The following is a 24,109-nucleotide window of genomic DNA, read 5'->3' on the forward strand; positions in this document are numbered from 1 at the left end:
TTGTGGGGTGGGGCCCGGGGGGGGCGTGTTTGGTTGGGGGGGGGGTTTTGGGGGGGGGTGGGGGGGGGGGGGGGGGGGGGCGGGGGGGGGGGGTGTCCGTCCTCGGTCCGCCGTTCTGGTCTCTTACGGGGGCTGAGGGCGTCTCGCGCCGTCCGCTGCGGGCGGACACCCCCCGCCCCGTCCCCTCCCCGCCGTACGCGCCTTTCCGACGTCTCCCGTCCCAGCTGCGGGCATGCGTGCCGCTCGGGGCGGCACGGGTGGGCGCGGCGGCACCTCGCTGACGCCGAGTTGCGCGGCGGTATCTCCTCGCGCCGAGTTGCGCGCCGCCCTCGGCCCCCTCGCGCCGAGTTGCGCGCCGCCCCTCCTCAGCGCGACCCGCCGGGCCAGGCGACACGCCCGGGTGGCTCGTGCGGGGCCCGTGCGGGTGGGTTGGGGTGAGGACACGTGTGGGATACGCCGAGTTTGTCTGATTAGCGCGTATTGTCGGCTCATGCCCACGCCATACGGATCCCGCGGCGGCATGGCGTTCGGTGCGGAGGAGCTGCGTGTGCTCCGTCGCGCTCTCGCCCTCGCCCTTCACCCCGGTCCCGCCCCGGCCCAGGACGTCCAGGACTGTCATCGCCTCGCGGAGTCGCTAGACGAGGCCATGCGGGAGGGGGTCCGGCTGCGGGCGTTCCTGGTGGCCGACCTCGCTCGCTACCGGGCCGCCCTGCCCGGCACGGCGGCCGGATATCTGACGCTGCTGGAGGAGGTGCTGGGGGCCGGCCACCGTCCCGAACCCGATGATCTCGCCGCTCTGCGCGCGCTGAGAGGCAACCCGGTCGCCGCGGCCCTGCTGCAGCGCTGCCAGGCGCTCGCCGAGCAGGACGTACGGGCCCGGCTGGCCCGCCGTACCGCCGCCCGTACCGCGAGTGCCGTAGCCGCCGTCCCCTCCTCCCGTACGCGGCTCCTGGCGCTTCCAGGAGGGCTCTCCGATCCGTTCGGCGCCGAAGAGGAACCAGACCGGCCGGGGGAGGAGCCCGCAAAGCCCGCCCCCGAGAAGCCGGCCGCGCCCAAGCCGGGGCCCGACCCCGCCCGCCGGCCGATTCCCACACCCGGTGAGGTCTTCCCGCGGCGCAAGCCGCCGCAGCCTCCGGCCGATCCGCCGCGGCACCTGGCCGCGGGCTGAGGAAACGGGGGTCGCACGCGCGCGTGTCCCGGGGGAGCCGCCGGCACCCGGTCACGGCCCCCCATGCGCGCGTGGCTACTCTGGGGGCATGGACTACGTCTCCGCGCTCCTGCCCCCGGCTGTCATGGCCGTGTTCTTCATCGGCGTGATCCGGGTGATCGTGAGGACCCAGGGCGGCGCACAGAAGGCCAAGGAGGACGCGGCCGTCGACGCCGCCCTCAAGCGCGTGGAGAGCGCCCGGCCGTCCGCGGGCGCCGACGCCTGAGTCCCCCTCAGGGACGGGCGGCGACCCTGGCGTACGACTCCTCGTGGCACCGTTCTCGGCGGGGCCGACCGGAGAGTCGTACGCCCTTTTTGTCTCGGTATGACGGTCAAGGTGCACGTCTGTCATGCCATCGGCCTGATCTCCCACTATTGTGCTGAACTGTGCCTCGCCCATTGGGAGAACTCGAAGACGCGGTCATGACGCGGGTGTGGAAGTGGAACCGCCCGGTGACCGTTCGAGAAGTCCTGGAAGACCTTCAGCAGGAACGGTCGATCGCCTACACCACGGTGATGACCGTTTTGGACAATCTCCATCAGAAGGGCTGGGTGCGCCGCGAAGCGGAAGGCCGGGCCTATCGATATGAGGCGGTCTCCACCCGCGCCGCCTACGCCGCCGCCCTGATGAACGACGCCTGGGCGCAGAGCGACAACGCCGCGGCCGCTCTCGTCGCCTTCTTCGGGATGATGAGCGACGAACAGCGCCAGGCCCTCACGGACGCCGTACGGATCGTCCAAGGCCCGGAATCCGCCCAACCCGCGGAACCCGCGGAACCCGCGCGACCGGTCGGTCCTTCCGAAGCGGCCGACGGGGACAACCCCGGCTCGGCACCGGAGGACGCCGGGCGATAGCGTCCGCTCATGTCAGCAGCCAGTCCCGAAGTCACCGCTAAAGCCATCACCGTCCGGCGGGCCCGGACCAGCGATGTCCCCGCCGTGCGCCGACTCCTTGACGACTACGCCCGTGAGGGCATCCTGCTCGACAAAGCGACCGTGACGCTTTACGAGGACATCCAGGAGTTCTGGGTCGCGGAACGCGACGACAACGCCGAGGTCGTCGGTTGCGGCGCGCTGCACGTCATGTGGGAAGACCTCGCGGAAGTCCGCACCCTGGCGGTCCGGCCCGGCCTGAAGGGGGCGGGCGTCGGCCACCAGGTGCTGGAGAAGTTGCTGGAGACCGCTCGGTGGCTCGGCGTTCGACGTGTTTTCTGTCTGACCTTCGAAGTGGACTTCTTCAGCAGGCACGGCTTCGTGGAGATCGGTGAGACGCCGGTGGGCACGGATGTGTACGCGGAGCTGCTGCGTTCTTACGACGAGGGCGTAGCGGAGTTCCTCGGTCTCGAACGAGTGAAACCGAACACCTTGGGCAACAGCCGGATGCTTCTGCATCTGTGATCGACGCCGGCCCTATGCCCGGCCTATGCCCCAGGTATGCCTGAGGTATCCCCAGGTATCCCAGGGGGTATGCCGTCGCCTAAGCCGGAGGTATTCTGAACGATCCCCCTTCCCGGGTTCCCCTATGTCCGAATCGCGCACGTTTCCCGGGCGGGGGCGGGCCTGTGGTCCTCTCCCGGGGGTTTGTGTTTTTCCAGCAAAAGCGGTTTGCTTTCCGACGTAGTGCAGTACTGCATATAAGAGGGGGCGGCGAAACGGCGGAGCCGCGGACCCTCGGCCCTCACGTTATCGATGAAAGGAAATCCGGTGGCACAGAAGGTTCAGGTCCTTCTTGTCGACGACCTCGACGGCGGCGAGGCCGACGAGACCGTGACGTTCGCGTTGGACGGCAAGACGTACGAGATCGATCTCACGACTGCCAATGCGGACAAGCTGCGCAGCCTTCTCGACCCTTACGTCAAGGGCGGCCGGCGCACCGGGGGCCGTGCATCGGGCGGGCGCGGAAAGACGCGCGCCGCTTCCGGCGGCGGCAGCCAGGACACCGCGGCGATCCGCGCCTGGGCCAAGGAGAACGGTTACGAGGTCAACGACCGCGGCCGCGTTCCCGCGTCCATTCGCGAGGCGTACGAGAAGGCCAACGGCTGAAGCTCTCCTACGGCATGACCGGTGGCTGCGCGCCCTTGCGCCGCAGCCGGATCCGGTGGCACTGCGTCGCCACCGTGTCCACCACCCTCACGAGATCGGGGGCGTCCCGCACGCCCCCGAGGGCCGACAGCGTCGGCAGCGAGGCCTCGACCTCGTATCCCGGCACGGGGGGCCGCAGCCAAGCGGCCCCCTGCAGTGAGCCGGTGCGGACCGGTGACCCCGTCGTGGGCCCAGGCGTCCGATGACCGGCCGCGGCCGGTGAACCGGCCGGACCTCCCACTCTCCGGTCGCTTGTGAACGGCTCGTCGGCGGGCCCTGGCATGGTCGCGTCCGGCCTCGGCGGGCGCGGAGCCCGGATCGTCGCGCCCGCGCCGATCGGCACCAGGTCCGTCGCCAGCGCGCCCCATTCCAGCCAGGCCAGCACGGCCGGCAACTCCTCCGCGCTGCCCGCGGCCGTCAGCAGCCACATCCGGTCCCCGTACACGGCCACCGGAGAGCCCGCCCGCAGATGCCGCAGCGCCGCGAGGCCCGCCGCCGCGGGGACGTCCAGCACGTCGAAGCGCAGACCGACCGGAAGTCTCACCGGGTCTCCGGGCACTGTCGCCCATCCCAGTTCGTTCTCGTACCAGCGCCGGATCCGGGCATTCGCCCCGGTCGCCCGGCGGCCCCGGCGGGGAAGAGGGACCGTCGGGGATGCGCAGGGCAGGGCCGGGGAGGCCGGAGGGACCGGGGTCACGGGCGGGTGGGCGCCAACCATGACAAGTGCAACCGGTGAAAAGGTGCCGGAGTTACGCTGGGTGCTACGACGTGTGCGCAGAGTGCCGGAAAAGGGGGCGGGTGGGCGTGCGGGGACGCGCAAGGTTGTTCGCCCGTAGCGGAGGGACCGGGGCCACACGGTATGGAGTGTCAGTCCCTGGGGGTAAGACATCCCTAGTGGGAGGGGGCGACGCGCGGGAAAGGCCGTCTCACGTTCGCCATCGGCGTAGTGGCGACTGGGGTATCTGCCTGGCCTGCGGGAACATCGTCTCGCACCATCGGGTTGGAGCAGATGTCGGCGTTCGGGGTCAGGAGGCCAAGGACGGTGTCGGCAGTTGGAATGAGCGGTCCCCGCTTGCGGGACTAAGCTGCGGAAGGACAGGGAGGGGAAGTTCCCCCCACTGCCTGACCGCTCTGAGGAGCGATTAACGATGTTCGAGAGGTTCACCGACCGCGCGCGGCGGGTTGTCGTCCTGGCTCAGGAAGAAGCCCGGATGCTCAACCACAACTACATCGGCACCGAGCACATCCTCCTGGGCCTGATCCACGAGGGTGAGGGTGTCGCCGCCAAGGCCCTTGAGAGCCTCGGGATTTCGCTCGAGGCGGTCCGCCAGCAGGTGGAGGAGATCATCGGCCAGGGCCAGCAGGCCCCGTCCGGGCACATCCCCTTCACCCCCCGTGCCAAGAAGGTCCTGGAGCTGTCGCTCCGCGAGGCGCTTCAGCTGGGCCACAACTACATCGGCACGGAGCACATCCTGCTCGGCCTGATCCGTGAGGGCGAGGGCGTCGCCGCCCAGGTCCTGGTCAAGCTGGGCGCAGATCTCAACCGGGTGCGGCAGCAGGTCATCCAGCTGCTCTCCGGTTACCAGGGCAAGGAGACCGCCACCGCCGGCGGGCCTGCCGAGGGCACCCCCTCGACGTCCCTGGTCCTCGACCAGTTCGGCCGGAACCTCACCCAGGCCGCTCGTGAGTCCAAGCTCGACCCGGTCATCGGGCGCGAGAAGGAGATCGAGCGGGTCATGCAGGTGCTGTCCCGCCGTACCAAGAACAACCCGGTCCTGATCGGTGAGCCCGGCGTCGGCAAGACCGCCGTCGTCGAGGGCCTCGCCCAGGCCATCGTCAAGGGCGAGGTGCCCGAGACCCTCAAGGACAAGCACCTCTACACCCTGGACCTCGGCGCCCTGGTCGCCGGCTCCCGCTACCGCGGTGACTTCGAGGAGCGCCTGAAGAAGGTCCTCAAGGAGATCCGCACCCGCGGCGACATCATCCTGTTCATCGACGAGCTGCACACGCTGGTCGGTGCGGGTGCCGCCGAGGGCGCCATCGACGCCGCTTCGATCCTGAAGCCGATGCTGGCCCGTGGTGAGCTGCAGACCATCGGCGCCACCACCCTGGACGAGTACCGCAAGCACCTGGAGAAGGACGCGGCCCTTGAGCGCCGCTTCCAGCCCATCCAGGTCGCCGAGCCGTCCCTGCCGCACACCATCGAGATCCTCAAGGGTCTGCGCGACCGGTACGAGGCCCACCACCGCGTCTCCATCACGGACGAGGCCCTCGTCCAGGCCGCCACCCTGGCCGACCGGTACATCTCCGACCGCTTCCTGCCGGACAAGGCGATCGACCTGATCGACGAGGCCGGATCCCGGATGCGCATCCGCCGGATGACCGCGCCGCCGGACCTGCGCGAGTTCGACGAGAAGATCGCCGGTGTCCGCCGGGACAAGGAGTCCGCGATCGACTCGCAGGACTTCGAGAAGGCCGCCTCCCTGCGTGACAAGGAGAAGCAGCTCCTGGCCGCCAAGGCCAAGCGGGAGAAGGAGTGGAAGGCCGGCGACATGGACGTCGTCGCCGAGGTCGACGGCGAGCTGATCGCCGAGGTCCTCGCCACGGCCACCGGCATCCCGGTCTTCAAGCTGACCGAGGAGGAGTCCAGCCGCCTGCTCCGCATGGAGGAGGAGCTGCACAAGCGGGTCATCGGCCAGACCGACGCCGTCAAGGCGCTGTCGAAGGCGATCCGCCGTACGCGTGCCGGTCTGAAGGACCCGAAGCGTCCGGGTGGATCGTTCATCTTCGCAGGTCCGTCCGGTGTCGGTAAGACCGAGCTGTCCAAGGCGCTCGCCGAGTTCCTCTTCGGCGACGAGGACGCCCTGATCTCCCTCGACATGTCGGAGTTCAGCGAGAAGCACACGGTCTCGCGTCTCTTCGGTTCGCCCCCCGGCTACGTGGGCTACGAAGAGGGCGGCCAGCTGACCGAGAAGGTCCGCCGCAAGCCGTTCTCCGTCGTCCTCTTCGACGAGGTCGAGAAGGCCCACCCGGACATCTTCAACTCGCTGCTGCAGATCCTTGAGGACGGTCGCCTGACCGACTCCCAGGGCCGGGTCGTGGACTTCAAGAACACGGTCATCATCATGACGACCAACCTCGGCACCCGGGACATCTCCAAGGGCTTCAACCTGGGCTTCGCGGCCTCGGGCGACAAGAAGACCAACTACGAGCGCATGAAGAACAAGGTCTCGGACGAGCTCAAGCAGCACTTCCGGCCCGAGTTCCTCAACCGTGTCGACGACGTGGTCGTCTTCCCGCAGCTGACGCAGGACGACATCCTCGCGATCGTCGACCTGATGATCGGCAAGGTGGACGAGCGCCTGAAGGACCGGGACATGGGCATCGAGCTCTCCCAGTCCGCCAAGGAGCTGCTGTCCAGGAAGGGCTACGACCCGGTGCTGGGCGCGCGTCCGCTGCGTCGCACGATCCAGCGCGAGGTCGAGGACACGCTGTCGGAGAAGATCCTCTTCGGCGAGCTGCGTCCCGGCCACATCGTGGTCGTCGACACGGAGGGCGAGGGCGAGACCCAGACCTTCACCTTCCGGGGTGAGGAGAAGTCGTCCCTCCCCGACGTCCCGCCGATCGAGCAGGCCGCGGGCGGGGCTGGACCCAACCTGAGCAAGGACGCGTGACCCTTCGGGGTTGAGCCGCGGTAGGAAAGGGGCCGGTGCCTTCGGGCGTCGGCCCCTTCTTCATGCGCCTCGGCGTTCTTCGAGGATCAGCTCGGCATCAGGGAAGAGCCCTTCGCAGCGGGTGTCGACGGAAAAGCCCGGTCTGTTCGTAAGGACCACTTGGCGCAGGCCCGGCAGTCTGGGAACGAGGGCGGAGAGATCCTCGACGCCGTGCATGTTCGGCACGCGCAGTACCTTCACGCGCGGCAGCTCGGGCATGGCGTCGACGGAGTGCGGGAAGCTGCGGATGATCTCCGCGTTCAGGTAGAGGTCCGTCATTCCCGGCAGATCGGTGACCTCGCGCCAGTCGGCGGCCGTCAGGGCCGTGGTGAGCGGGCCGAGACTGAGCGTCTTCAATCCGGACCAGGCCGACAGCCCGCGCAGACCGGTGCCGTCCGTGCTGTCGCGGCCGAGGAACAGGAACTCCAGAGGCGCTTCGACCGGCAGAGCGTGCCTCAGATCGGTGCCCGGCAGCTCGGCCGACAGGGAGAGCCGGTTGAGCGAACGCAGGGATCGCAGCCCGGACAGGTCGGCCACGGGGTCGAGTGAGATCCCGAGCAAGGGAAGCTCGGACAGCCGCTCCAGGCCGGTGACGGCAGGGCAGGCTGTGATCCACAAGTGGCCGAGGGAGCGGAAGGGCAGCAGAACATCGAGATCGGCCAGCCCGGGGACGTGGGAGAGGACGATCTGGGTCACCGCCTCCGGCACGGGAAGTGCGGCGATCACCTCGTCGATGGCGTCCGGGCCGTGCAGGGACAGCCCCTCCCAGGGGCGCATTCCCGCAAGAGCCGCGTGCTGCTCGGCCGAGTCGCAGGTGATGAACAGGTCGGTGCGCTCCAGATGGTCCAGTACATCGGCGGCATACTGCCGGGTGTCGAACCGGTACCACGTCCCCACCAGCTGCCGCCGCACATCCAGCGACGGATGCTCCCTGAAGCGCCGCAGCACCGCCAGCGCCGCCTCCGGCTCGTCCGAGGCCAGCAGCGAGGCGGTGACGGTCACCCCGTGTGCCGCCTCCGGCGTCAGCCCGTCCGGCCCCGGCAGCAGCTCCAGTACCAGGGGGCCGGCCTCGGCGAGGGCCCTGGCGTCGTCCTTCGTGCTCGGCGGGATCAGCGCCCCCGCCCGCAGCTCCACATCCCGCCGCACCCCCGGATCCAGCGCGGGCGCGTGTTCCAGGCACGCCAGGGCCAGCAGGGTCAGCCGGGGAGTGTCCGGGGCCAGGAGCCGGCGTAGGAGAGAGGCCCGCTCGCGAGGACGGGCGTGGGCCACGGCCATGCGGATGACGTCCTCCCACTGCGCGTCGTCCGCGTGGCTCAGCAGGACGTCGAGATGGCCCTCCTCCACCGCGTAGCGGGCGCCGAGATAGTCCTGGAAGGTGCGGTGGACGAAGTCCAGGACGCCGTCGGCGGGCCGCCGCAGCAGGCCGCTGCGCAGCAGGAGCTGGGACAGCACCGAGCGCACGTCCGGCGAGCCCGGGACCGCGATCGACGGCAGACACCGCTCCACGATGCCCTCCGCCGTCTCCACGTCCATCTCCGTCCGCCCGCTCAGCACCAGCGCGTACGCCAGCCGCTGCACCAGCTCCAGCTGTGCCTCCTCGCCCAGGTCGAGCGCGTCCACCGAGCTCATGCCCCGCTCCCGGTCGCGGCGGGTGAGCAGCATGGCGAGGGCGGCGTCGTACAGCTCCTTGCGGCCGGTAGGCAGGTAGCCGCGCCGCTCGCGGTGCAGGGCGCAGATCAGGCCGCACATCAGCGGGTTCGTGGCGAGGCGGGCCAGATCGCGCTTGGTGTGCAGGGAGTCCAGCAGCGGGTTCTCGTACTCGGGGGCCGCGGCCGCCTGGTGCCAGCGGTGCACGAAGGTCGCGACCTCCGAGCCCCGCATGGGGGCCAGCAGCAGTTCGCGAAAGCCCTCCGAGGCCAGCCAGTCGGGGCGTACGGCCGTGGGGCGCGAGGTGAGCAGCCAGCGGTTGCCGGGGAACGCGCCGAGCAGGTCGAGCAGCCAGGCGCGGGCGCGATGGCGGTCGGGGGCGGGGATCTCGTCCAGGCCGTCGACCAGGACCAGCGCCCGGCCGGCGGACAGCACGCGTTCGGCCCAGCCCTGCGGCGGGGACAGCGGGCAGCCCACGGCCGTGAGGAAGTCGGCGGGGGCGGGGAGCGCCGGGCGGCGGATCAGGGTGCGCAGCGGCAGGACGTAGGGGATCTGGCCCGTGCCGCGCGCCGCCGTCACCGCCAGCCACTGCACCAGCGTGGTCTTTCCGGAGCCAGCGTCGCCGCGCAGCAGGACGCGGTCGTGGTCGCGCAGGGCCTGTTCGGCGGGGAGGTGCACGGGCACCGGCGCGGCGGGCTCGTCGGGTGAGACGAAGCGGGCGGTCTCGTCCGAGGCGGTCGCCTCCAGGCTGAGGTACGCCACCTCCAGGGGCCAGCGGTCGGGGGAGTCGCGCAGGTCGAGGCCGTAGATGGTGATGTGGTTGTGGTGGTCGGCGACGTAGGGCAGATAGCGGCGTTCGAAGGCCGTGTCGGAGGCCGAGGGGCGGGGTGTGCGGGCCAGCAGGGCGTCGACCTTGGCGATCAGGTCCGCCTGGGTCCGGGTCTGCTCCACCAGCGTGCGCGCCACGAAGGTGGACCGGCGGGTGAAGAACTCCAGGATGTGCAGACAGGCCCACTGGGTCGCCGAGTCGAGGAAGTGGCCGGCGTCGGCCGACAGCCCGTCGGCCGGGGCCGCGTCCCGCAACCGCGCGGCCAGCTCGCGATGGCCGAGGCGTACGGCCTGTACGTCGTCCATGTCCAGGTCGCCGAGGGCGATCAGGCGGTGGGCGAGGGCGTGGGTGACGGCGTGCCGCTCGTCGGCGGGGAAGGGTGCCTCGCCGGGGGAGTCGACGGCCTGGGCGACGAGCTGCGCGGCGAGCCTGCGGACGTCCCGTTCCTCCAGGGCGCGCTTCTCCCCGCGGAAGGAGACCAGTGCGGACAGGCTGACCGGTTTGTCGACCAGACCCGCGCCGGGCCCTTCGGAGCGGAACAGCTTTTTCACCAGCGGGGCGATCATCGAAGAGGCGAGCCTGCCGCCCAGTACCGCCGGGTCCATCCCGCCTCACCCCCGTGCTCGCGTCAACAGGGGTGAGGCTACCCGCAGTTGTGGGAGTGGGGTCAGGAGAGCCGGCCGTTGTAGTCCGGCAGCTTGTAGGTCCTCTCGGCGTGGCCGCCCGAGAGGTCGGTGGCGCTGTTGCCGATGTTCGCGATGATCGTGTAGCCCCTGTTCTCGATCGAGACGCGCTGGGCGGTCTTGTAGTCGGCGACGTTCTTGAACAGGTCGAAGAAGCCGCGGACGTGCAGGCCGCTGACCTCGCAGCCGCGGTACTCCAGGTTCCACTCGGTCGGCGCGTGGATGATGCCGGGGCGGGCGGTGACGAAGAACAGGTCGACGCCGTGCTCCTGGGCGTACCGCGCGACCTCCAGGACGGGGCGGTTGGCCGGCTGCGGGTAGCTGAAGCCGAAGTCGGTCTCCAGGGCCGTGTTGTCGATGTCGAGGACGATCGCCTGTTTCTCGCCCGGCGCGGGGTGGGCGATGCGCTGCTTGAGGTCGGGCAGCGCCTGGTCCATCACGGCCTGGCAGTCCTTCTGCCAGGTGGCGTAGTCGACGGCCGCGGCGGCGGTCGTCGTGGTCGTGCCGGTGGCCGTGGCGGCCTGGGCGGGTGCGGCCAGGGCCACCAGGGCGGTCGCGGTCACGGCGGTCGCGGCAGCGCTACGCGTCCAGAGGCGTCGTCCGGTCATCTGTGGGGGTCCTCTCACGCGTGTACGGCGTCCCGTACACATCCAACGTGTCATGAGCATGCTCGCTGGATCGGGTGGCGTCGAGGGAGCCAACAGGTTACCGGGCGGTAGTAAATTGCGTAGCCCCCGTCACATCCGCAGGTCAGAGGGGTGGGGGCGCCGGTGACATGCCGCACAGGCGATTTGTCCGTTACTAGGCGGAATAGTGGCGATCTTGGAGGGTGGATTGCGTGTCATGTGTCCGCACTCCACGCCCCTGATCGTGGCTTCTTGGGTAATTCGTCCCGAATGGGGGCTCTGTCAAGGGTTCAGGGCTTTGGGTGACCTGTACTAGCTTTCGTCGTAGATCACACGTTTGAGGCTTGATGGGCGATCCGGGTACCAAGGGATGGCCATCCGGACGCAGTTGTGCGCCGGGTGGTCGCTCATGTCCCCCACCCCACGAGGTTCCTCATGTCCCAGCGCGTCACGTCCCGCTTCTTCCGTACGTCCCTCCGCACCCGTGCCGCTGTCCTGGCCGCCGGCCTGGGAGCGTCGGCCGTGCTGGGAGCCGGGGTCGCGGCCGCCGTGGACACCTCCGCGGCCGCCACCGCCACCGCCGCGACCGCCGTCCAGGCGCAGGCCGCCGTCCAGGCGCAGGCCGCCGCCCAGGCCCAGGCCGTCGAGAAGGCCGCCGCCCTCCAGGCCAAGGCCGCCGCCGCGCAGAAGGCCGCCGCTGCCAAGGCGGCGGCAGCCAAGAAGGCCGCCGCGCAGAAGGCGGCCGCCAAGAAGGCCGCGGCTCAGAAGGCCGCCGCCAAGAAGGCTTTCGGCTGGGTCTCGCCGGTGAAGCACTACACCAAGTCCGCGAGCTTCGCGCAGGCCGGTGGCATGTGGCAGTCCACCCACAGCGGCCAGGACTTCGCCGTCCCGAGCGGCACCGTGGTCGTCGCCGCGCACGGCGGCACCGTGGTCAAGGCCGGCGGCAACGGCGCCGGTGACGGTCCCGCGTACGGCAACGCCGTCGTCATCAAGCACGCCAACGGCACCTACTCGCAGTACGCGCACCTGTCCCGCGTCGAGGTGAGGATCGGCCAGGTCGTGGGCACCGGCCAGCGCATCGCCCTGTCCGGCAACACCGGCAACTCCAGCGGCCCGCACCTGCACTTCGAGATCCGCACGACCGCCAACTACGGCACGGCCGTCGACCCCGTCGCGTTCCTGCGCGGCAAGGGTCTGAAGGTCTGAGACCTCTGACCGGCTCAGGCGCCCGAGTGTGCCTGGGTCACCAGGTCCATGGCGACTTCGAGAACGGCCTCGCGCTTGTCCTCGGGGTCGCCTTCGAGGTCCTGGAGGAAGAACATCCCGGCGTGCAGCGTGAGGATCGCGCTGACGGAACGGATCTGGTCGACCAGGGGAGCGCTGGGGTCGACGATGATGTCGCGCAGCCGGCGCATCCGGTCCTTGAAACTGTCGCCGATCTGCAGGTCCCGGACGGTCGCCTGGTTCTCCTGCATGAAGCGGAACAGCGGTGCCGCGCCCGCCAGGGTGTCGCTGTAGCGCCGGACGATCTCGTGCTTGGTCTCCAGGGTGTGCGGCTGCCGGCTGCCCCACTCGATGAGGTCCTCGATCGGCTGCGTGAGGTCCTCGAAGATGCTGACGAGGATTTCTTCCTTCGTCTTGAAGTGGTAGTACAGCGCGGCCTTGGTGACCGCCAGGCGCTCGGCGATCTCGCGCAGGGAGGTCTTCTCGTACCCCTGCTCGGCGAAGAGTTCGAGGGCCACGTCCTGGATGCGCTGGCGGGTGTTGCCCCGGCGCTGCTGCTTGGTGCCGTCCATCGTGACGCCCATCCTCGTACTCCTCGCGCTCCCGCGGAAATCGGGTCGACTGAACTTACTTGACGCCCGGCTAGTTAGCGGGCTAGCTTCCTGCAGTGTAGGCAACTAGCCGGTCGACAAGTAAGTACCCGGGCTGGGGGAGACGATGGCGGACACCGCGACACCCGAGAAGAACAGACGAGACGACGAGGGCTCGGTGAACCCGGAGAACTCCGGCAAGCCGCAGAACGTACGGGTCGTCATACTCGCGCTGATGATCGCGATGATGCTCGCGATGCTGGACAACATGATCGTCGGCACCGCGATGCCCACGATCGTCGGCGAACTGGGCGGCCTGGAGCACCTGTCCTGGGTCGTGACCTCGTACACCCTGGCCACCGCCGCGGCGACCCCGATCTGGGGCAAGCTCGGCGACATGTACGGCCGCAAGGGCTCGTTCCTGGCCTCCATCGTGATCTTCCTGGTGGGCTCCGCGCTCAGCGGCATGGCCCAGGACATGGGCCAGCTCATCGGCTTCCGCGCGCTCCAGGGCCTGGGCGCCGGCGGTCTGATGGTCGGTGTGATGGCGATCATCGGTGACCTGGTGCCCCCGCGCGAGCGCGGCAAGTACCAGGGTCTGATCGCCGGTGTCATGGCGCTGGCGATGATCGGCGGCCCCCTCGTCGGCGGCACCATCACCGACCACTGGGGCTGGCGCTGGGCCTTCTACATCAACCTGCCGCTCGGCGTGGTCGCGCTGGCCGCCGTGGGCACCGTGCTGCACCTGCCGAGGAAGGCCGCCAAGGCCCGCATCGACTACATCGGCGCCGCACTGCTCACCGTCGGCATCACCTCCATCGTCCTGGTCACCACTTGGGGCGGGACGGAGTACGCCTGGACCTCCGCGCGGATCATGGAGCTGACCGGCATCGGCGTGACCTCGCTGGTCGGGTTCCTGTTCTGGGAGAAGCGGGCCGCGGAGCCCATCGTGCCGCTGCACATCTTCCGCAGCGGCAACTTCACCCTGATGTCCGTCATCGGCTTCCTGACCGGCTTCGTGATGTTCGGCGCGGTGCTCTTCCTGCCGCTCTACCAGCAGTCGGTGCAGGGCGCCTCCGCGACCAACTCGGGTCTGCTGCTCCTGCCGATGCTCGGCGCGATGCTCGTCGTGTCGATGATCGCGGGCCGGGTCACCACCAGCACCGGCCGCTACAAGGTCTTCCCCATCGCGGGCAGCGCCCTGATGGTCACCGGCCTGTACCTGCTGTCTTTGATGGACACCGAGACCTCGCGGCTGACCTCCGGGCTGTACATGGCCGTGCTCGGCGCGGGCATGGGCTTCCTGATGCAGATCACCATGCTGGTCGCGCAGAACAGCGTCGAGCTGAAGGACATGGGCGTCGCCTCCTCCTCCACCACGCTGTTCCGCACGCTCGGCTCCTCGTTCGGTGTGGCGATCATGGGCGCGCTGTTCAACCACCGCGTCCAGGACGTCATGGCCGAGCGGGCCGGCGCGCTGGGCTCCAAGATGACCGAGCAGTCCGCGCAGCTCGACGCGGCCAGCCTGGCCAAGCTGCCGGACGCGGCCCGCGAGGCCTACCAGCACGCCGTCTCCTCCGGCACCCACGGGGCCTTCCTGCTCGGCTCGGCCGTGGCCGTGATCGCGCTGGTGGCGTCGGTGTTCGTCAAGGAGGTGCCGCTGAAGGGAGCGGGACCGCAGAAGACCGAGGGCGCCGAGCCGAAGGCGCCCGTCGGCGAGGCCGTCTGACCCGTCGCACGCTGCGGGCCCCGGTCCCTGCACGGCCCCGGTCCGAGACGTCCACGGCTTCGGTCCGGCGCCTCTACGGCTTCGATCTGACGTTTCTAGGCTTCGGTCCCGCGCCTCTACGGCCTCGGTCCGGCGCTTCTACGGCCTCGGGTCCGACGTTTCTAGGATTCGGTCCGGCGTCTCCTCGGCTTCGATTCGCGTGTTTCCGCAGGTCCCCGGGTGTTCGCCCCGGGGGCCTGCGGCGTTGACGGGACCCGTGCCGTGGAGGGGCCGCCGCGGGTCGGGGCCGTTGTCAGACCCCCGTGTCACCATCGGTTCACGGGAGTCAGGCGGCACGACGACGGAGGGGAGGCCCGCATGCACAGGCTGCGGCAACTGCGACCGCTGCGACAGCTGCGGCCGGCCAAGGACGCGATGGACCGGGACTGGGCCGATCCCGAGCTTGACCTGGACCTGGACCCGGACTGGGCCTGCTGAGTCGGTGAGCCGGGAGCCGTCGCGGAACCCGGGGCTGTCGCGGGGTCAGGGCCGCTTCGGGGCCGGGAGCATCGGGTAGCTGCCCGTGTTCGTGGGCGCGTGTTCCGGCAGCCACAGCACGGCGACCGCCCCGTCGGCCGGCACATGGTCCGGCGCGCCCGGCGGCCGTACGTTGCGGAAGGTCAGCCGGGCGCCCAGCACCCGTGCCTGACCGGCCGCGATGGTCAGACCCAGGCCATGGCCCTGTCCGGCGCGGTCCTTGCTGCCGGTGCGGAAGCGGCTCGGGCCCTCGGCGAGCAGGTCCTCGGGGAAGCCGGGGCCGTGGTCGCGCACCCGGATCACCCGGCCCTCGACGGTGACCTCGATGGGCGGGCGGCCGTGCCGGGCGGCGTTGGCCAGCAGATTGAACAGCACCCGCTCCAGGCGGCGCGGGTCGGTGGTGACCTCCGACTCGTGCACCACCAGCACCTCGGCGTCCGGGTCCTTGGCCGCCACACGCCGGGCGACGAACTCGCCCAGCATGATGTCCTGGAGCTCCGCCCGCTCCGAGGCCCCGTCCAGCCGGGCCACCTCCAGCACGTCCTCCACCAGCGTGCGCATCGCCTTGGCCCGGTCCAGCACCAGCTCGGTCGGGCGGCCCGGCGGCAGCAGTTCGGCCGCGGTCAGCAGGCCCGTGACCGGGGTGCGCAGCTCGTGCGCGATGTCGGCGGTGACCCGGCGCTCCGCTTCCAGACGCTGGCGCAGCGCGTCCGCCATCGCGTCCACCGCCCGCGCCAGATCGTCGGTCTCGTCCCGGACGACTCCGCCGATCTCCTCGCGCACCCGGACCTCGGTCTCGCCCTTGGCGACCCGGTTCGCGGCGGCGGCCGCCTGGCGCAGCCGGCTCGACAGCTGCGCGCCGATCAGCACACCGAGCGCGCTGCCGCCCAGGACGGCCGCGATCGACCCGATGACCAGGGCCTTGTCGAGGTCCTTGAGGATGTCAGCGCTGCGGTCGGGGAAACCGCTGTGCAGGGACAGCACCCGCCCGTCCGTCACCGGCACGGCCGCCCAGATCTCCGGCGGCCCGTCGTGGCTGTCGCACACATAGGTCGCCCGTCGCCCGCGCTCCACCTTCTCCCGCAGCTCGGCGGGCAGGTCGGGGTCGTCGACGACGATGTTGGGGAAGTTGGGGCGGCCGTTCAGCTCGTAGTTGCGCTGCGCGATCTGCACCCGCTCGTCGGCCAGGTCACGGGCGTTGTCCAGCATCGACACCCGTGCGGCGTTGTGCACGACGAGGCTGAGCGCGACGGCGACGAGCGCGCCGACCAGGGCGATGGCCGCGCTGAGCTTCCAGCGCAGTCCGGTGCGCAGACCGTCGGCGAGACGCCGGCCGAGGCGCCTGCCGATACGCGTGCGGCGCAGGTGGTCGTCGAGCCGCTGCCCGAGGCGGGTGCGGAGCAGTGGGCCGGTGAGTCTGCCGAGGCGGCGCGAGCGCGGGCCGGGGGTGTGGTGGTGCGGGTGTCGGCTGTGGGGGCTGCCGCTGGTGCGGTGGGGGAACGGGTGGGCGAGCGCGGTGCGGGGGTCGTCGCCGCTCCGGCGGGTGGGGCTGGTGTAGCGGTCGTTGTCGTTGTTCGGGCGGGTGGGGCTGGTGTAGCGGTCGTTGTCGTTGTTCGGGCGGGTCGGGCCGGTGTAGCGGTCGTCGTATCCGGTCCTGGGGGTGAGCCCGGTCGGCCGGTCGTCCGCGTCGCGCTGCCGGCGCCGGCGTCCGAGCCATGTCCATGTCCATGTGTTCACGCGTCGGGGGTACGGTCCCCCGGTGTCCCCGCGCACGGCCGCGCCCCGCCCCCGCCCGCTCACGCCTTGAGCTTGTAGCCGAAGCCACGCACGGTCTCGATGCGGTCCTGGCCGATCTTCGTCCGCAGACGCTGCACATGGACGTCGACGACCCGCGTGTCACCGCCCCAGCCGTAGTCCCACACGCGCTCCAGCAGCTTGTCGCGGGACAGCACGGTCCCCGGCGCGGAGGAGAACTCCAGCAGCAGCCGCATCTCGGTCGGGGTGAGCGCGACCGGCTGCCCGGCCCGGCGCACCTCCATGCCCTCGGTGTCGATCTCCAGGTCGCCGAAGGTCAGCACCCCGTCCCCCGCGGCCCCGGCCCCCTCGGTCCGCGTGCCGCCGCTCGCGTGCCCGAAGCGGCGCAGCACCGCGCGGATGCGGGCGACCAGCACGGCCCCGTCGAACGGCTTGGTGACGTAGTCGTCGGCGCCCGCCTCCAGGCCCAGCACCACGTCGATGGAGTCGGCCCGCGCGGACAGCATGATCACCGGCACGGTCGACTCGTCGCGGATACGGCGGCACAGGCTGACCCCGTCCAGGCCCGGCACCATCACGTCCAGCAGGGCGATGTCCGGGCGGTGCGCACGGAACGCCTCCAGCCCGGACAGACCGTCGGGCATGGCGGTGACCGCGAAGCCGTCCCGCTCCAGGGCGAGCTGGGTGGCCTCGCGGATGACGTCGTCGTCCTCCACGAACAGGACGTGGGTCTGGTCTGCCATCCGGATGCTCCGTCAGTCGCTCTCGGGCGCCGGGGCGGGCTCCTCGCCCCCGGCGGTCGTGCCGTAGTCGTTGTGCCAGTGGTGCCTCGCGACGAAACGGTCCGTCGCCCAGCCGTAGGTGATCACGTCCTCGCCGGACGGGTCCGTCACCGGGTCGCCCTCGTCGTAGACCTGCTTGGTCACCAGCAGGTCGCCGCGGTCGATCTCGGCGTAGACCGGGGGTTCCTCGACCCGGAAGACGTTCTCGTAGCGGCCACCCTCGCGGCGGTACACGTACGAGCCGACGCCGACGGTGTCACCACAGGTCAGCACGTTGATCACGACGTCGTCGACCGGGCCGCCGGTCAGCTCGCCGTAGGAGACGTCGACCGGGTACTTGTCGCCGACGCACGGGCGCAGGCCCTGTTTGACCGCGCCCGAGACCAGCGGGTCCTCCTGCACCAGCCGTACGGCGTTCACCCGCCGGGCGGCCGCCGCCGGGGCGGAGGGGGACGCCGCCGCGCCGGCCACGCCGTCGGCGTGGGCCGGGCCCTCGTCCCGGGTGCCGGTGCCGCCGGTGGAGCACGCGGAGACCACAAGGGCGAGGGCGGCGAACCCGGCCGCCGCCGTGCTCACCGCCTGCCACGAGTCCCGCCTTCGCGGGGGCTCCGGAGAGTTCCCTCGTCGTGCGGTTTCCACGGAACCCCAGGTGGGCTCCGCCGGGTACCGGCCCTGTCTGGACCCCGCGCCGGTCAGGCCGCGCAACGCTCCCGCTCCTCACGCTCCAGCGCGCGTGCGTCGAGATCGCGGGACTCCAGCTCCTCGCGGAGCCGTGCGAGGGCCCGGTGCAGCGTGCTCTTGACGGTTCCGGCCGACATGCCGAGAGCGGCGGCCGTCTCCTCCGTGGACATCTGCTCCCAGTGTCGCAGCACGACCACGCTGCGCTGCTTCGGGGCGAGCACCTTCAGGACGTCCATCAGCAGGGCGCGGTCGGCGTGCTGCTCGGTGGAGTCGTCCACGCAGGCCTCGGGCAGCTGCTCGGTCGGGACCTCCTCCAGCTTGCGCGCGCGCCACCACTCGGTCCGGGTGTTGATCATCACCCGGCGCAGATAGGCGTCCGCCAGCCGCTTGTCTGCGATGCCCTCCCAACGGCCGTACGTACGGGCCAGGGCGGTCTGGAGCAGGTCCTGTGCGTCGACGGGGTCCGGCACCAGCCGGCGGGCACTGCGCAGCAGCGCGTCCTGCCGGGTGCGGACGTACTCCTCGAACTCGAGCACCTCGCCCTGCGCCATGATCAACCGCCTCCCGCTTCCCCGTCTCTGGTCTGCCCATGAAGCTACGGAGGGGTTGTCACGGGGCTGTCCGAAGCAGCCTGCGGACAGCGCGCGGCTGTCCGTCGGTTGTGTAACAGAAGTACGAACGGGGTAAAGAGGTCCGCTCAATTGCCTTTGTTTGGGGGGATTTGGAGGGTGGGCGGGGTGCCGTTGTTCGTCACGGCTGCTTCTTGCAGGGTCCGTGACGGTGTGTCGTGCCAGGGTCTGTGGCGGTGTCTGCGGCGGTGTCGTGCCGGGGTCAGCTCGACGGCAGGCGGTACAGGCCGCCCGGCAGCGGTTCGACCAGACCGTCGGAGACCAGTCCGTCCAGGGCGCGGGCGCGCTGGATCGGCTCGTGCCAGACGGCGTCCAGCGCGGCCTGCGCCACCGGCGTGCTCGCCTCGCGCAGTACGGCGAGCAGCTTGCCGCGGACCTGACGGTCGGTGCCCGCGTACGTCTGGCCCCGGCGCGGCGGGCCGTCGTGCTCCGGCTTGCCCGCGAGCCGCCAGGCGCACTGCGCCGCGATCGGGCAGCGATGGCACGTCTCGTTCCTGGCCGTGCACACCAGCGCGCCCAGCTCCATCGAGGCCGCCGCCCAGCGCGCGGCCGTCGTCTCGTCCTCCGGCAGCAGTGCCCGGGCCAGCCTGCGTTCGGCGGCCGTGGTGGCGTTCGGCGGATACCGCACGCCCGTCATCGCGCGTGCGAACACCCGCCGTACGTTCGTGTCCAGCACCGCGTGCCGCCGCCCGTACGCGAACGACGCCACCGCGGCCGCCGTGTACTCGCCGATGCCGGGCAGCGCGAGCAACTGGGCGTGGTCGTTGGGCACGTCACCGCCGTGCCGCTCCTTTATGGCGGCCGCGGCCCCGTGCAGCCGCAGCGCGCGGCGCGGATAGCCGAGCCGGCCCCAGGCACGTACCGCCTCGCCGGGGGCCTCGCGGGCGAGGTCGGCGGGGCGCGGCCAGCGGGCCAGCCACTGCTCGTAGACCGGCAGGACCCGATTGACCGGCGTCTGCTGGAGCATGAACTCGCTGACCATCACGCCCCACGCCCCGGCTTCAGGGCGCCGCCAGGGCAGGTCACGGGCGTTCTCGTCGAACCAGTCGATGACCGGTGCGTGCAGATCCGCTCCCCGGGAGGAGACGGATTCCGCGGTCTCGGCCGTCTCCGTGGGCGGGAGCGTGCTGTGCGGGGGCTTCGTGGGCGCAGTCATGGCACTTCCGATCCTGCCATGCGGTGGCGGGGGGTCGGGGGGAGCGCCACCCGGGGTGGTGCGGTCGGTGGGGTCGGTTTCGGGGTGCGGTCGGTGCGGCCGGTGGGGTCGGTGGGGTCGGTTTCGGGGTGCGGTCGGTGCGGCCGGTGGGGTCCGTTTCGGGGTTCGACGTGCGGCCGGTGCCGTCGGTGTCGTTCGGTGTCCGAGCTTGCGGTACGGCGTGGCCGTGGAGCCGTGGCCAGAGGTGCAAGACGCGCGATGGTGAACCCGCGGTGGGGGTCCGGGATGATGATCCGGAAAAGTTGATGCTCTCAACGGCGGGTGGAGCAGGCGGGGGCGCCGATCTCTCGTACAGTTTGCGCCGTGGGATCTCTGCGCAATCCGATCGGGCCGCTTCCCTCCTCCATCTACTGGCGACGGAGGGTCGTTCTGGTGTCCGTGGTCGCCCTGTTGGCGCTGCTGGTCACCTGGATCGTCACCTCGGGTGGCGGCGGCAGGAACGGCGCCCAGGGCAGCAACGGCAAGAATCCCGCCCCTTCCACGATCACTCCGGGACCCTCCGGTTCCGGGCCGGCGATCAGTCAAGCCCCGGGCGGGCGCGACGAGTCGGGCGACGGGGGCTCCGACGGGTCCGACTCCGGGTCCGGGTCCGGGTCCGGTTCCGGCTCCGGTTCCGGCTCCGGTGATGACACGGGGTCCGGTTCCGGGGGTGGCTCCTCCGACGGCGCCAACGGTTCCGGGGCGGCAAGTTCGGGCGGGGACGACGGTTCCGGCGCCGGTGGATCGGGGTCCGAGGGCGGTGCCGTCGACAGCGGCGGTGGTTCCGTCAGCGCTCTGCCCGCGAGCTCGTCGCTTCCCAACTGCACTGCCAACGCTGTGACGTTGGCCCTGCGCAGTCTGCACAACTCCTACTCGCCCGACCAGACGCCCGCGTTCCAGATCACCGCGAAGAACTCCTCCGGCAGCGACTGCAAGGTCGATCTCGGACCCAAGGGCGCGGTGTTGACGATCACTCGGACCAACGAGGACGACCCGTACTGGTCCTCGGCCGACTGCCCGAATGGCGCCGCGAGCCGGCTGTACCGGGTGCCCGCGGGCAGCAGCATCACCTACACCGTTGAGTGGGACCGCAAGCCGAGTGCCGCCGAGTGCGCGACGCCTCCGGCGGGGGCGGCCGGGGCGGGGACGTATCTTGTCGAGGCGCGGTCCTCGGGGTTCACCAAGGCGCAGACGTCGTTCCTACTGAAGGCCGACTAGTTTCCGCTGCGGCCGGCCGACCGGTGGGCGGGCCTGGCCCGGCCCGGTGGGCGGGCTTGGCCTGGTGGTCGGGTGCGGTTTGGTGGGCGGACTTCGCTTGGTGGGCGGGCCTCGCTTGGTCGCCGGGGCTCGGCTCGGTGGTGGGGCTCGGCTCGGGGGGGGGCCTTGCTTGGTGGGCGGGTGCCGCTCGGTGGGCGGGCTCGGCTCGGGGGTGGGGATCGGGCCGTGGTCGGGTGTGTCGCCCGGGTTTGGGTTTAGACGTACCGCTCCAGGATCGACGACTCCGCCAGGCGCGACAGGCCCTCTCGTACGCTGCGGGCCCGGGCCTCGCCGACTCCGTCCACCGTCTGCAGGTCGTCCACGCTCGCGGCGAGCAGCTTCTGCAGGCCGCCGAAGTGCTCCACCAGGCGGTCGATGATCGCGCCGGGCAGTCTCGGAACCTTCGCCAGCAGCCGGAAACCGCGCGGCGAGACCGCCGAGTCGAGCGTCTCGGGAGAGCCCGTGTAGCCCAACGCCCTTGCCACGGTGGACAGTTCGAGCAGCTCCGCGTGGCTCAGGGCGTCCAGCTCGGCCAGTGCCTCGTCGACCGTACGGGAGCGCTTGGCCGTCGGCTCGGGCACGTAGTCCCGTACGACCAGTTCGCGCTCGGGCTCCACGCCCGCGATCAGCTCGTCGAGCTGGAGGGCCAGAAGCCGTCCGTCCGTGCCCAGTTCGACGACGTACTCCGCGATCTCGGTGGCGATGCGGCGCACCATCTCCAGGCGCTGCGCCACGGCGGAGACGTCCCGGACCGTCACCAGGTCCTCGATCTCCAGCGCCGACAGCGTCCCCGCGACCTCGTCCAGGCGGAGCTTGTAGCGCTCCAGCGTCGCCAGGGCCTGGTTGGCACGCGACAGGATCGCCGCCGAGTCCTCCAGGACCCGGCGCTGGCCGTCCACGTAGAGCGCGATCAGACGCATCGACTGCGAGACCGACACCACCGGGAAGCCGACCTGCTTCGAGACGCGGTCCGCCGTACGGTGGCGGGTGCCGGTCTCCTCCGTCGGGATCGTGGGGTCCGGCACGAGCTGCACGCCCGCCCGCAGGATCTTCGACAGGTCCGAGGACACCACGATGCCGCCGTCCAGCTTGCACAGCTCACGCAGCCTGGTCGCGCTGAACTCCACGTCCAGCACGAAGCCGCCCGTGCACATGGTCTCGACGGTCTTGTCCGAGCCGAGCACGATCAGGCCGCCGGTGTTGCCGCGGAGCACCCGCTCCAGGCCGTCGCGCAGCGCCGTGCCCGGCGCCACGGCGCTCAGGGAGGCGCGCATCAGACCATCGGAACCGGCACTCCCACCGGACTTTCCGGGAGCTGTTGCCCGGTCGTTGGCTGCCACTGCACTCCTCCGGTCGCGGGTTCTGGGGCGCCCCCGTATGCGCACGCGGTTCGTACGGACGGGCGAGACCAGGGCAAAGTCTACCGGCGCTCCTCCGCCTCCCGGGGGGCCTCTCGGCGACGCGAGCGCGGCAGAACCCTGAGCGCGTCCCCTATGTCCGCGACTTCCAGCACCTTCATGCCGGGTGGGATCTTGCCCGCGTCGGCCGGTACGAGGGCGTGCGTGAAGCCCAGACGGTGTGCCTCGGAGAGCCTGCGCTGCACGCCTGTGACCCGTCTGACCTCGCCCGCGAGGCCCACCTCACCGATCGCCACGAGATTCTTGGGCAGGGGGGTGTCGCTGGCAGCGGAGGCCAGGGCGAGGGCCACGGCCAGGTCCGCGGCGGGCTCGGAGAGTTTCACTCCGCCGACCGTCGCGGAGTAGATGTCCCTTTTGCCCAGTGCGCTGATTCTGCCCCGCTGTTCCAGGACCGCGAGCATCATCGACACACGGGACGTCTCCAGGCCGGAGGTGGTGCGGCGGGGGGACGGGATCTGGGAGTCGACCGTGAGGGCCTGGACCTCCGCGACCAGGGGACGGCGGCCCTCCAGGGTGACGGTCAGGCACGTGCCCGGTACGGGTTCCGCGCGGCGGGTCAGGAACAGGCCGCTGGGGTCGGCTAGGCCGGTGATGCCCTCGTCGTGCAGTTCGAAGCAGCCGACCTCGTCCGTGGCGCCGTAGCGGTTCTTGACGCCGCGCACCAGGCGGAGGCGGGCGTGGCGGTCGCCCTCGAAGTGCAGGACGACGTCCACGAGGTGTTCGAGCAGGCGCGGGCCCGCGATGGTGCCGTCCTTGGTGACGTGGCCCACCAGGAGGGTGGACATGCCGCGCTCCTTGGAGGCGCGGATGAGGGCGCCGGCGACCTCGCGGACCTGGGCCATGCCGCCGGGGGCGCCCTCGATCTCGGGGGAAGCGACGGTCTGCACCGAGTCCAGGACGAGGAGGGACGGCTTCACGGCGTCCAAGTGGCCGAGTACGGCGGCGAGGTCGGTCTCGGCGGCGAGGTAGAGGTGGTCGGCGAGCGCGCCGATGCGGTCCGCTCTGAGCCGGACCTGGCTCGCGGACTCCTCGCCGGTGACGTACAGGGTGCGGTGCTCGTCGCTGGCCGCCTTCGCGGCGACGTCGAGGAGGAGGGTGGATTTGCCCACGCCGGGTTCGCCGGCGAGCAGGACGACCGCGCCGGGGACGAGACCGCCGCCGAGTACGCGGTCGAGTTCGGCCACGCCGGTGGTGCGGGCGGTGGCCTGGCGGCCGTCGACCTGGGCGATGGGCAGGGCGGAGGTGGTCACGCGGCCGGGGGTGGTGGTGCGGACCGCGGGTGTGCCGTACTCCTCGACCGTGCCCCATGCCTGGCACTCCGGGCAGCGGCCGAGCCACTTCGCCGTCTGCCAGCCGCATTCGGTGCAGCGGTAGGAGGGTCGGTCCTTGGCGGTCTTCGTACGGGCAGCCATGGGGGAACGGTAGCGGTCGGGACTGACAGTGGGGTGCCTGCGGCGGCCTGCTTGTGTTCGGTGGGGGTTGTTGTGGCGCGTTGTGTGGGTGGGGGTGCGGGGCCGGGGCGGGGGGTGTCCGTCCTCGGTCCGCC

General features: G+C 71.0%; 20 protein-coding genes. 9 read left to right on the plus strand and 11 right to left on the minus strand.

All coding sequences use genetic code 11. The annotated features are described in order from the left end of the window. The first annotated feature begins 520 nt into the window (after window positions 1-520). The 5 genes from ABZZ79_RS38365 to ABZZ79_RS38385 all read left to right on the plus strand — a co-directional run bounded on the left by ABZZ79_RS38365 (window position 521) and on the right by ABZZ79_RS38385 (window position 3,250). Window positions 521-1,168, plus strand: a complete 648-nt coding sequence (locus ABZZ79_RS38365; protein WP_356697139.1) for a hypothetical protein — start codon at window positions 521-523, stop codon at window positions 1,166-1,168. An 88-nt stretch (window positions 1,169-1,256) separates the two neighbouring features. After that, entirely contained in the window at window positions 1,257-1,433 is a 177-nt protein-coding gene (locus ABZZ79_RS38370; RefSeq protein ID WP_356697103.1) for a hypothetical protein, read from the plus strand. Between the two features lie 161 nt (window positions 1,434-1,594). Then, window positions 1,595-2,062, plus strand: coding sequence for a BlaI/MecI/CopY family transcriptional regulator (locus tag ABZZ79_RS38375; protein ID WP_356697105.1), 468 nt, complete (start codon window positions 1,595-1,597; stop codon window positions 2,060-2,062). A gap of 9 nt (window positions 2,063-2,071) precedes the next feature. Further along, entirely contained in the window at window positions 2,072-2,605 is a 534-nt protein-coding gene (locus ABZZ79_RS38380) for an amino-acid N-acetyltransferase (protein WP_356697107.1), read from the plus strand. A gap of 306 nt (window positions 2,606-2,911) precedes the next feature. Beyond that, window positions 2,912-3,250, plus strand: a complete 339-nt coding sequence (locus ABZZ79_RS38385; RefSeq protein WP_356697109.1) for an Lsr2 family protein — start codon at window positions 2,912-2,914, stop codon at window positions 3,248-3,250. 7 nt (window positions 3,251-3,257) lie between these two features. Here ABZZ79_RS38385 and ABZZ79_RS38390 read toward each other — a convergent pair whose 3' ends face one another. Beyond that, window positions 3,258-4,007, minus strand: coding sequence for an SCO3374 family protein (locus ABZZ79_RS38390; protein WP_356697111.1), 750 nt, complete (start codon window positions 4,005-4,007; stop codon window positions 3,258-3,260). 430 nt (window positions 4,008-4,437) lie between these two features. On the opposite strand from ABZZ79_RS38390, the gene ABZZ79_RS38395 reads away from it, so the two are divergent. Beyond that, the gene (locus tag ABZZ79_RS38395; protein ID WP_356697113.1) at window positions 4,438-6,963 is read left to right on the plus strand and encodes an ATP-dependent Clp protease ATP-binding subunit; all 2,526 of its coding nucleotides are present in this window, start codon (window positions 4,438-4,440) and stop codon (window positions 6,961-6,963) included. A 60-nt stretch (window positions 6,964-7,023) separates the two neighbouring features. Here the strand turns inward: ABZZ79_RS38395 and ABZZ79_RS38400 are convergent, their stop codons facing one another. Both ABZZ79_RS38400 and ABZZ79_RS38405 read right to left on the minus strand, forming a co-directional pair. Next, the gene (locus tag ABZZ79_RS38400; RefSeq protein WP_356697115.1) at window positions 7,024-10,083 is read right to left on the minus strand and encodes an NACHT domain-containing protein; all 3,060 of its coding nucleotides are present in this window, start codon (window positions 10,081-10,083) and stop codon (window positions 7,024-7,026) included. A 62-nt stretch (window positions 10,084-10,145) separates the two neighbouring features. After that, window positions 10,146-10,769 carry an HAD family acid phosphatase gene (locus ABZZ79_RS38405; RefSeq protein ID WP_356697117.1) on the minus strand — a complete coding sequence of 208 codons (624 nt, stop codon included), beginning with the start codon at window positions 10,767-10,769 and terminating at the stop codon, window positions 10,146-10,148. Between the two features lie 453 nt (window positions 10,770-11,222). On the opposite strand from ABZZ79_RS38405, the gene ABZZ79_RS38410 reads away from it, so the two are divergent. Then, entirely contained in the window at window positions 11,223-11,993 is a 771-nt protein-coding gene (locus tag ABZZ79_RS38410) for a M23 family metallopeptidase (protein ID WP_356697119.1), read from the plus strand. 14 nt (window positions 11,994-12,007) lie between these two features. Here ABZZ79_RS38410 and ABZZ79_RS38415 read toward each other — a convergent pair whose 3' ends face one another. Continuing rightward, entirely contained in the window at window positions 12,008-12,595 is a 588-nt protein-coding gene (locus ABZZ79_RS38415; protein ID WP_356697121.1) for a TetR/AcrR family transcriptional regulator, read from the minus strand. Window positions 12,596-12,728: 133 nt separating this feature from the next. Here ABZZ79_RS38415 and ABZZ79_RS38420 point away from each other — a divergent pair, with 133 nt between their 5' ends. Beyond that, window positions 12,729-14,330 carry an MDR family MFS transporter gene (locus tag ABZZ79_RS38420; protein WP_356697123.1) on the plus strand — a complete coding sequence of 534 codons (1,602 nt, stop codon included), beginning with the start codon at window positions 12,729-12,731 and terminating at the stop codon, window positions 14,328-14,330. 522 nt (window positions 14,331-14,852) lie between these two features. Here ABZZ79_RS38420 and cseC read toward each other — a convergent pair. The 5 genes from cseC to ABZZ79_RS38445 form a co-directional block, all read right to left on the minus strand. Beyond that, entirely contained in the window at window positions 14,853-16,211 is a 1,359-nt protein-coding gene (gene cseC, locus ABZZ79_RS38425; protein ID WP_356697141.1) for a two-component system sensor histidine kinase CseC, read from the minus strand. A gap of 431 nt (window positions 16,212-16,642) precedes the next feature. After that, complete coding sequence (gene cseB, locus ABZZ79_RS38430) at window positions 16,643-17,344, minus strand: two-component system response regulator CseB (RefSeq protein WP_356697125.1); 702 nt, start codon at window positions 17,342-17,344, stop codon at window positions 16,643-16,645. A 12-nt stretch (window positions 17,345-17,356) separates the two neighbouring features. Further along, window positions 17,357-17,959 (minus strand): hypothetical protein, encoded by a 603-nt coding sequence (locus ABZZ79_RS38435; RefSeq protein ID WP_356697127.1) that lies wholly within the window; start codon window positions 17,957-17,959, stop codon window positions 17,357-17,359. Window positions 17,960-18,075: 116 nt separating this feature from the next. Next, on the minus strand, window positions 18,076-18,615 hold the full coding sequence (locus tag ABZZ79_RS38440) for a SigE family RNA polymerase sigma factor (RefSeq protein WP_356697129.1): 540 nt from the start codon (window positions 18,613-18,615) through the stop codon (window positions 18,076-18,078). A 280-nt stretch (window positions 18,616-18,895) separates the two neighbouring features. Continuing rightward, on the minus strand, window positions 18,896-19,849 hold the full coding sequence (locus ABZZ79_RS38445) for an A/G-specific adenine glycosylase (RefSeq protein WP_356697131.1): 954 nt from the start codon (window positions 19,847-19,849) through the stop codon (window positions 18,896-18,898). 363 nt (window positions 19,850-20,212) lie between these two features. On the opposite strand from ABZZ79_RS38445, the gene ABZZ79_RS38450 reads away from it, so the two are divergent. Continuing rightward, a complete protein-coding gene (locus ABZZ79_RS38450; protein WP_356697133.1) occupies window positions 20,213-21,106 on the plus strand; it encodes a hypothetical protein in 894 nt (297 codons plus the stop codon). A gap of 254 nt (window positions 21,107-21,360) precedes the next feature. On the opposite strand, the gene disA is transcribed toward ABZZ79_RS38450, so the two are convergent. Together disA and radA are read right to left on the minus strand one after the other, a co-directional pair. Beyond that, window positions 21,361-22,485: a DNA integrity scanning diadenylate cyclase DisA gene (gene disA, locus ABZZ79_RS38455; RefSeq protein ID WP_356697135.1), complete on the minus strand. Its 1,125-nt coding sequence runs from the start codon at window positions 22,483-22,485 to the stop codon at window positions 21,361-21,363. An 80-nt stretch (window positions 22,486-22,565) separates the two neighbouring features. Continuing rightward, on the minus strand, window positions 22,566-23,975 hold the full coding sequence (gene radA / locus ABZZ79_RS38460) for a DNA repair protein RadA (RefSeq protein ID WP_356697137.1): 1,410 nt from the start codon (window positions 23,973-23,975) through the stop codon (window positions 22,566-22,568). Window positions 23,976-24,109 lie beyond the last annotated feature (134 nt).

Origin of the sequence: Streptomyces sp. NPDC006458 (genome assembly GCF_040612135.1) — a bacterium.
Taxonomy (GTDB): Bacteria; Actinomycetota; Actinomycetes; order Streptomycetales; family Streptomycetaceae; genus Streptomyces.

What these genes read in the sequence shown, in the direction of transcription:
- ABZZ79_RS38365 (WP_356697139.1), top strand. Translation starts at nt 521, where the DNA reads ATGGCGTTCGGTGCGGAGGAGCTGCGTGTGCTCCGTCGCGCTCTCGCC.
- ABZZ79_RS38370 (WP_356697103.1), top strand. Translation starts at nt 1,257, where the DNA reads ATGGACTACGTCTCCGCGCTCCTGCCCCCGGCTGTCATGGCCGTGTTC.
- ABZZ79_RS38380 (WP_356697107.1), top strand. Translation starts at nt 2,072, where the DNA reads ATGTCAGCAGCCAGTCCCGAAGTCACCGCTAAAGCCATCACCGTCCGG.
- ABZZ79_RS38390 (WP_356697111.1), bottom strand. Translation starts at nt 4,007, where the DNA reads ATGGTTGGCGCCCACCCGCCCGTGACCCCGGTCCCTCCGGCCTCCCCG.
- ABZZ79_RS38395 (WP_356697113.1), top strand. Translation starts at nt 4,438, where the DNA reads ATGTTCGAGAGGTTCACCGACCGCGCGCGGCGGGTTGTCGTCCTGGCT.
- ABZZ79_RS38400 (WP_356697115.1), bottom strand. Translation starts at nt 10,083, where the DNA reads ATGGACCCGGCGGTACTGGGCGGCAGGCTCGCCTCTTCGATGATCGCC.
- ABZZ79_RS38405 (WP_356697117.1), bottom strand. Translation starts at nt 10,769, where the DNA reads ATGACCGGACGACGCCTCTGGACGCGTAGCGCTGCCGCGACCGCCGTG.
- ABZZ79_RS38410 (WP_356697119.1), top strand. Translation starts at nt 11,223, where the DNA reads ATGTCCCAGCGCGTCACGTCCCGCTTCTTCCGTACGTCCCTCCGCACC.
- ABZZ79_RS38415 (WP_356697121.1), bottom strand. Translation starts at nt 12,595, where the DNA reads ATGGGCGTCACGATGGACGGCACCAAGCAGCAGCGCCGGGGCAACACC.
- ABZZ79_RS38420 (WP_356697123.1), top strand. Translation starts at nt 12,729, where the DNA reads ATGGCGGACACCGCGACACCCGAGAAGAACAGACGAGACGACGAGGGC.
- cseB (WP_356697125.1), bottom strand. Translation starts at nt 17,344, where the DNA reads ATGGCAGACCAGACCCACGTCCTGTTCGTGGAGGACGACGACGTCATC.
- ABZZ79_RS38440 (WP_356697129.1), bottom strand. Translation starts at nt 18,615, where the DNA reads ATGGCGCAGGGCGAGGTGCTCGAGTTCGAGGAGTACGTCCGCACCCGG.
- ABZZ79_RS38445 (WP_356697131.1), bottom strand. Translation starts at nt 19,849, where the DNA reads ATGACTGCGCCCACGAAGCCCCCGCACAGCACGCTCCCGCCCACGGAG.
- radA (WP_356697137.1), bottom strand. Translation starts at nt 23,975, where the DNA reads ATGGCTGCCCGTACGAAGACCGCCAAGGACCGACCCTCCTACCGCTGC.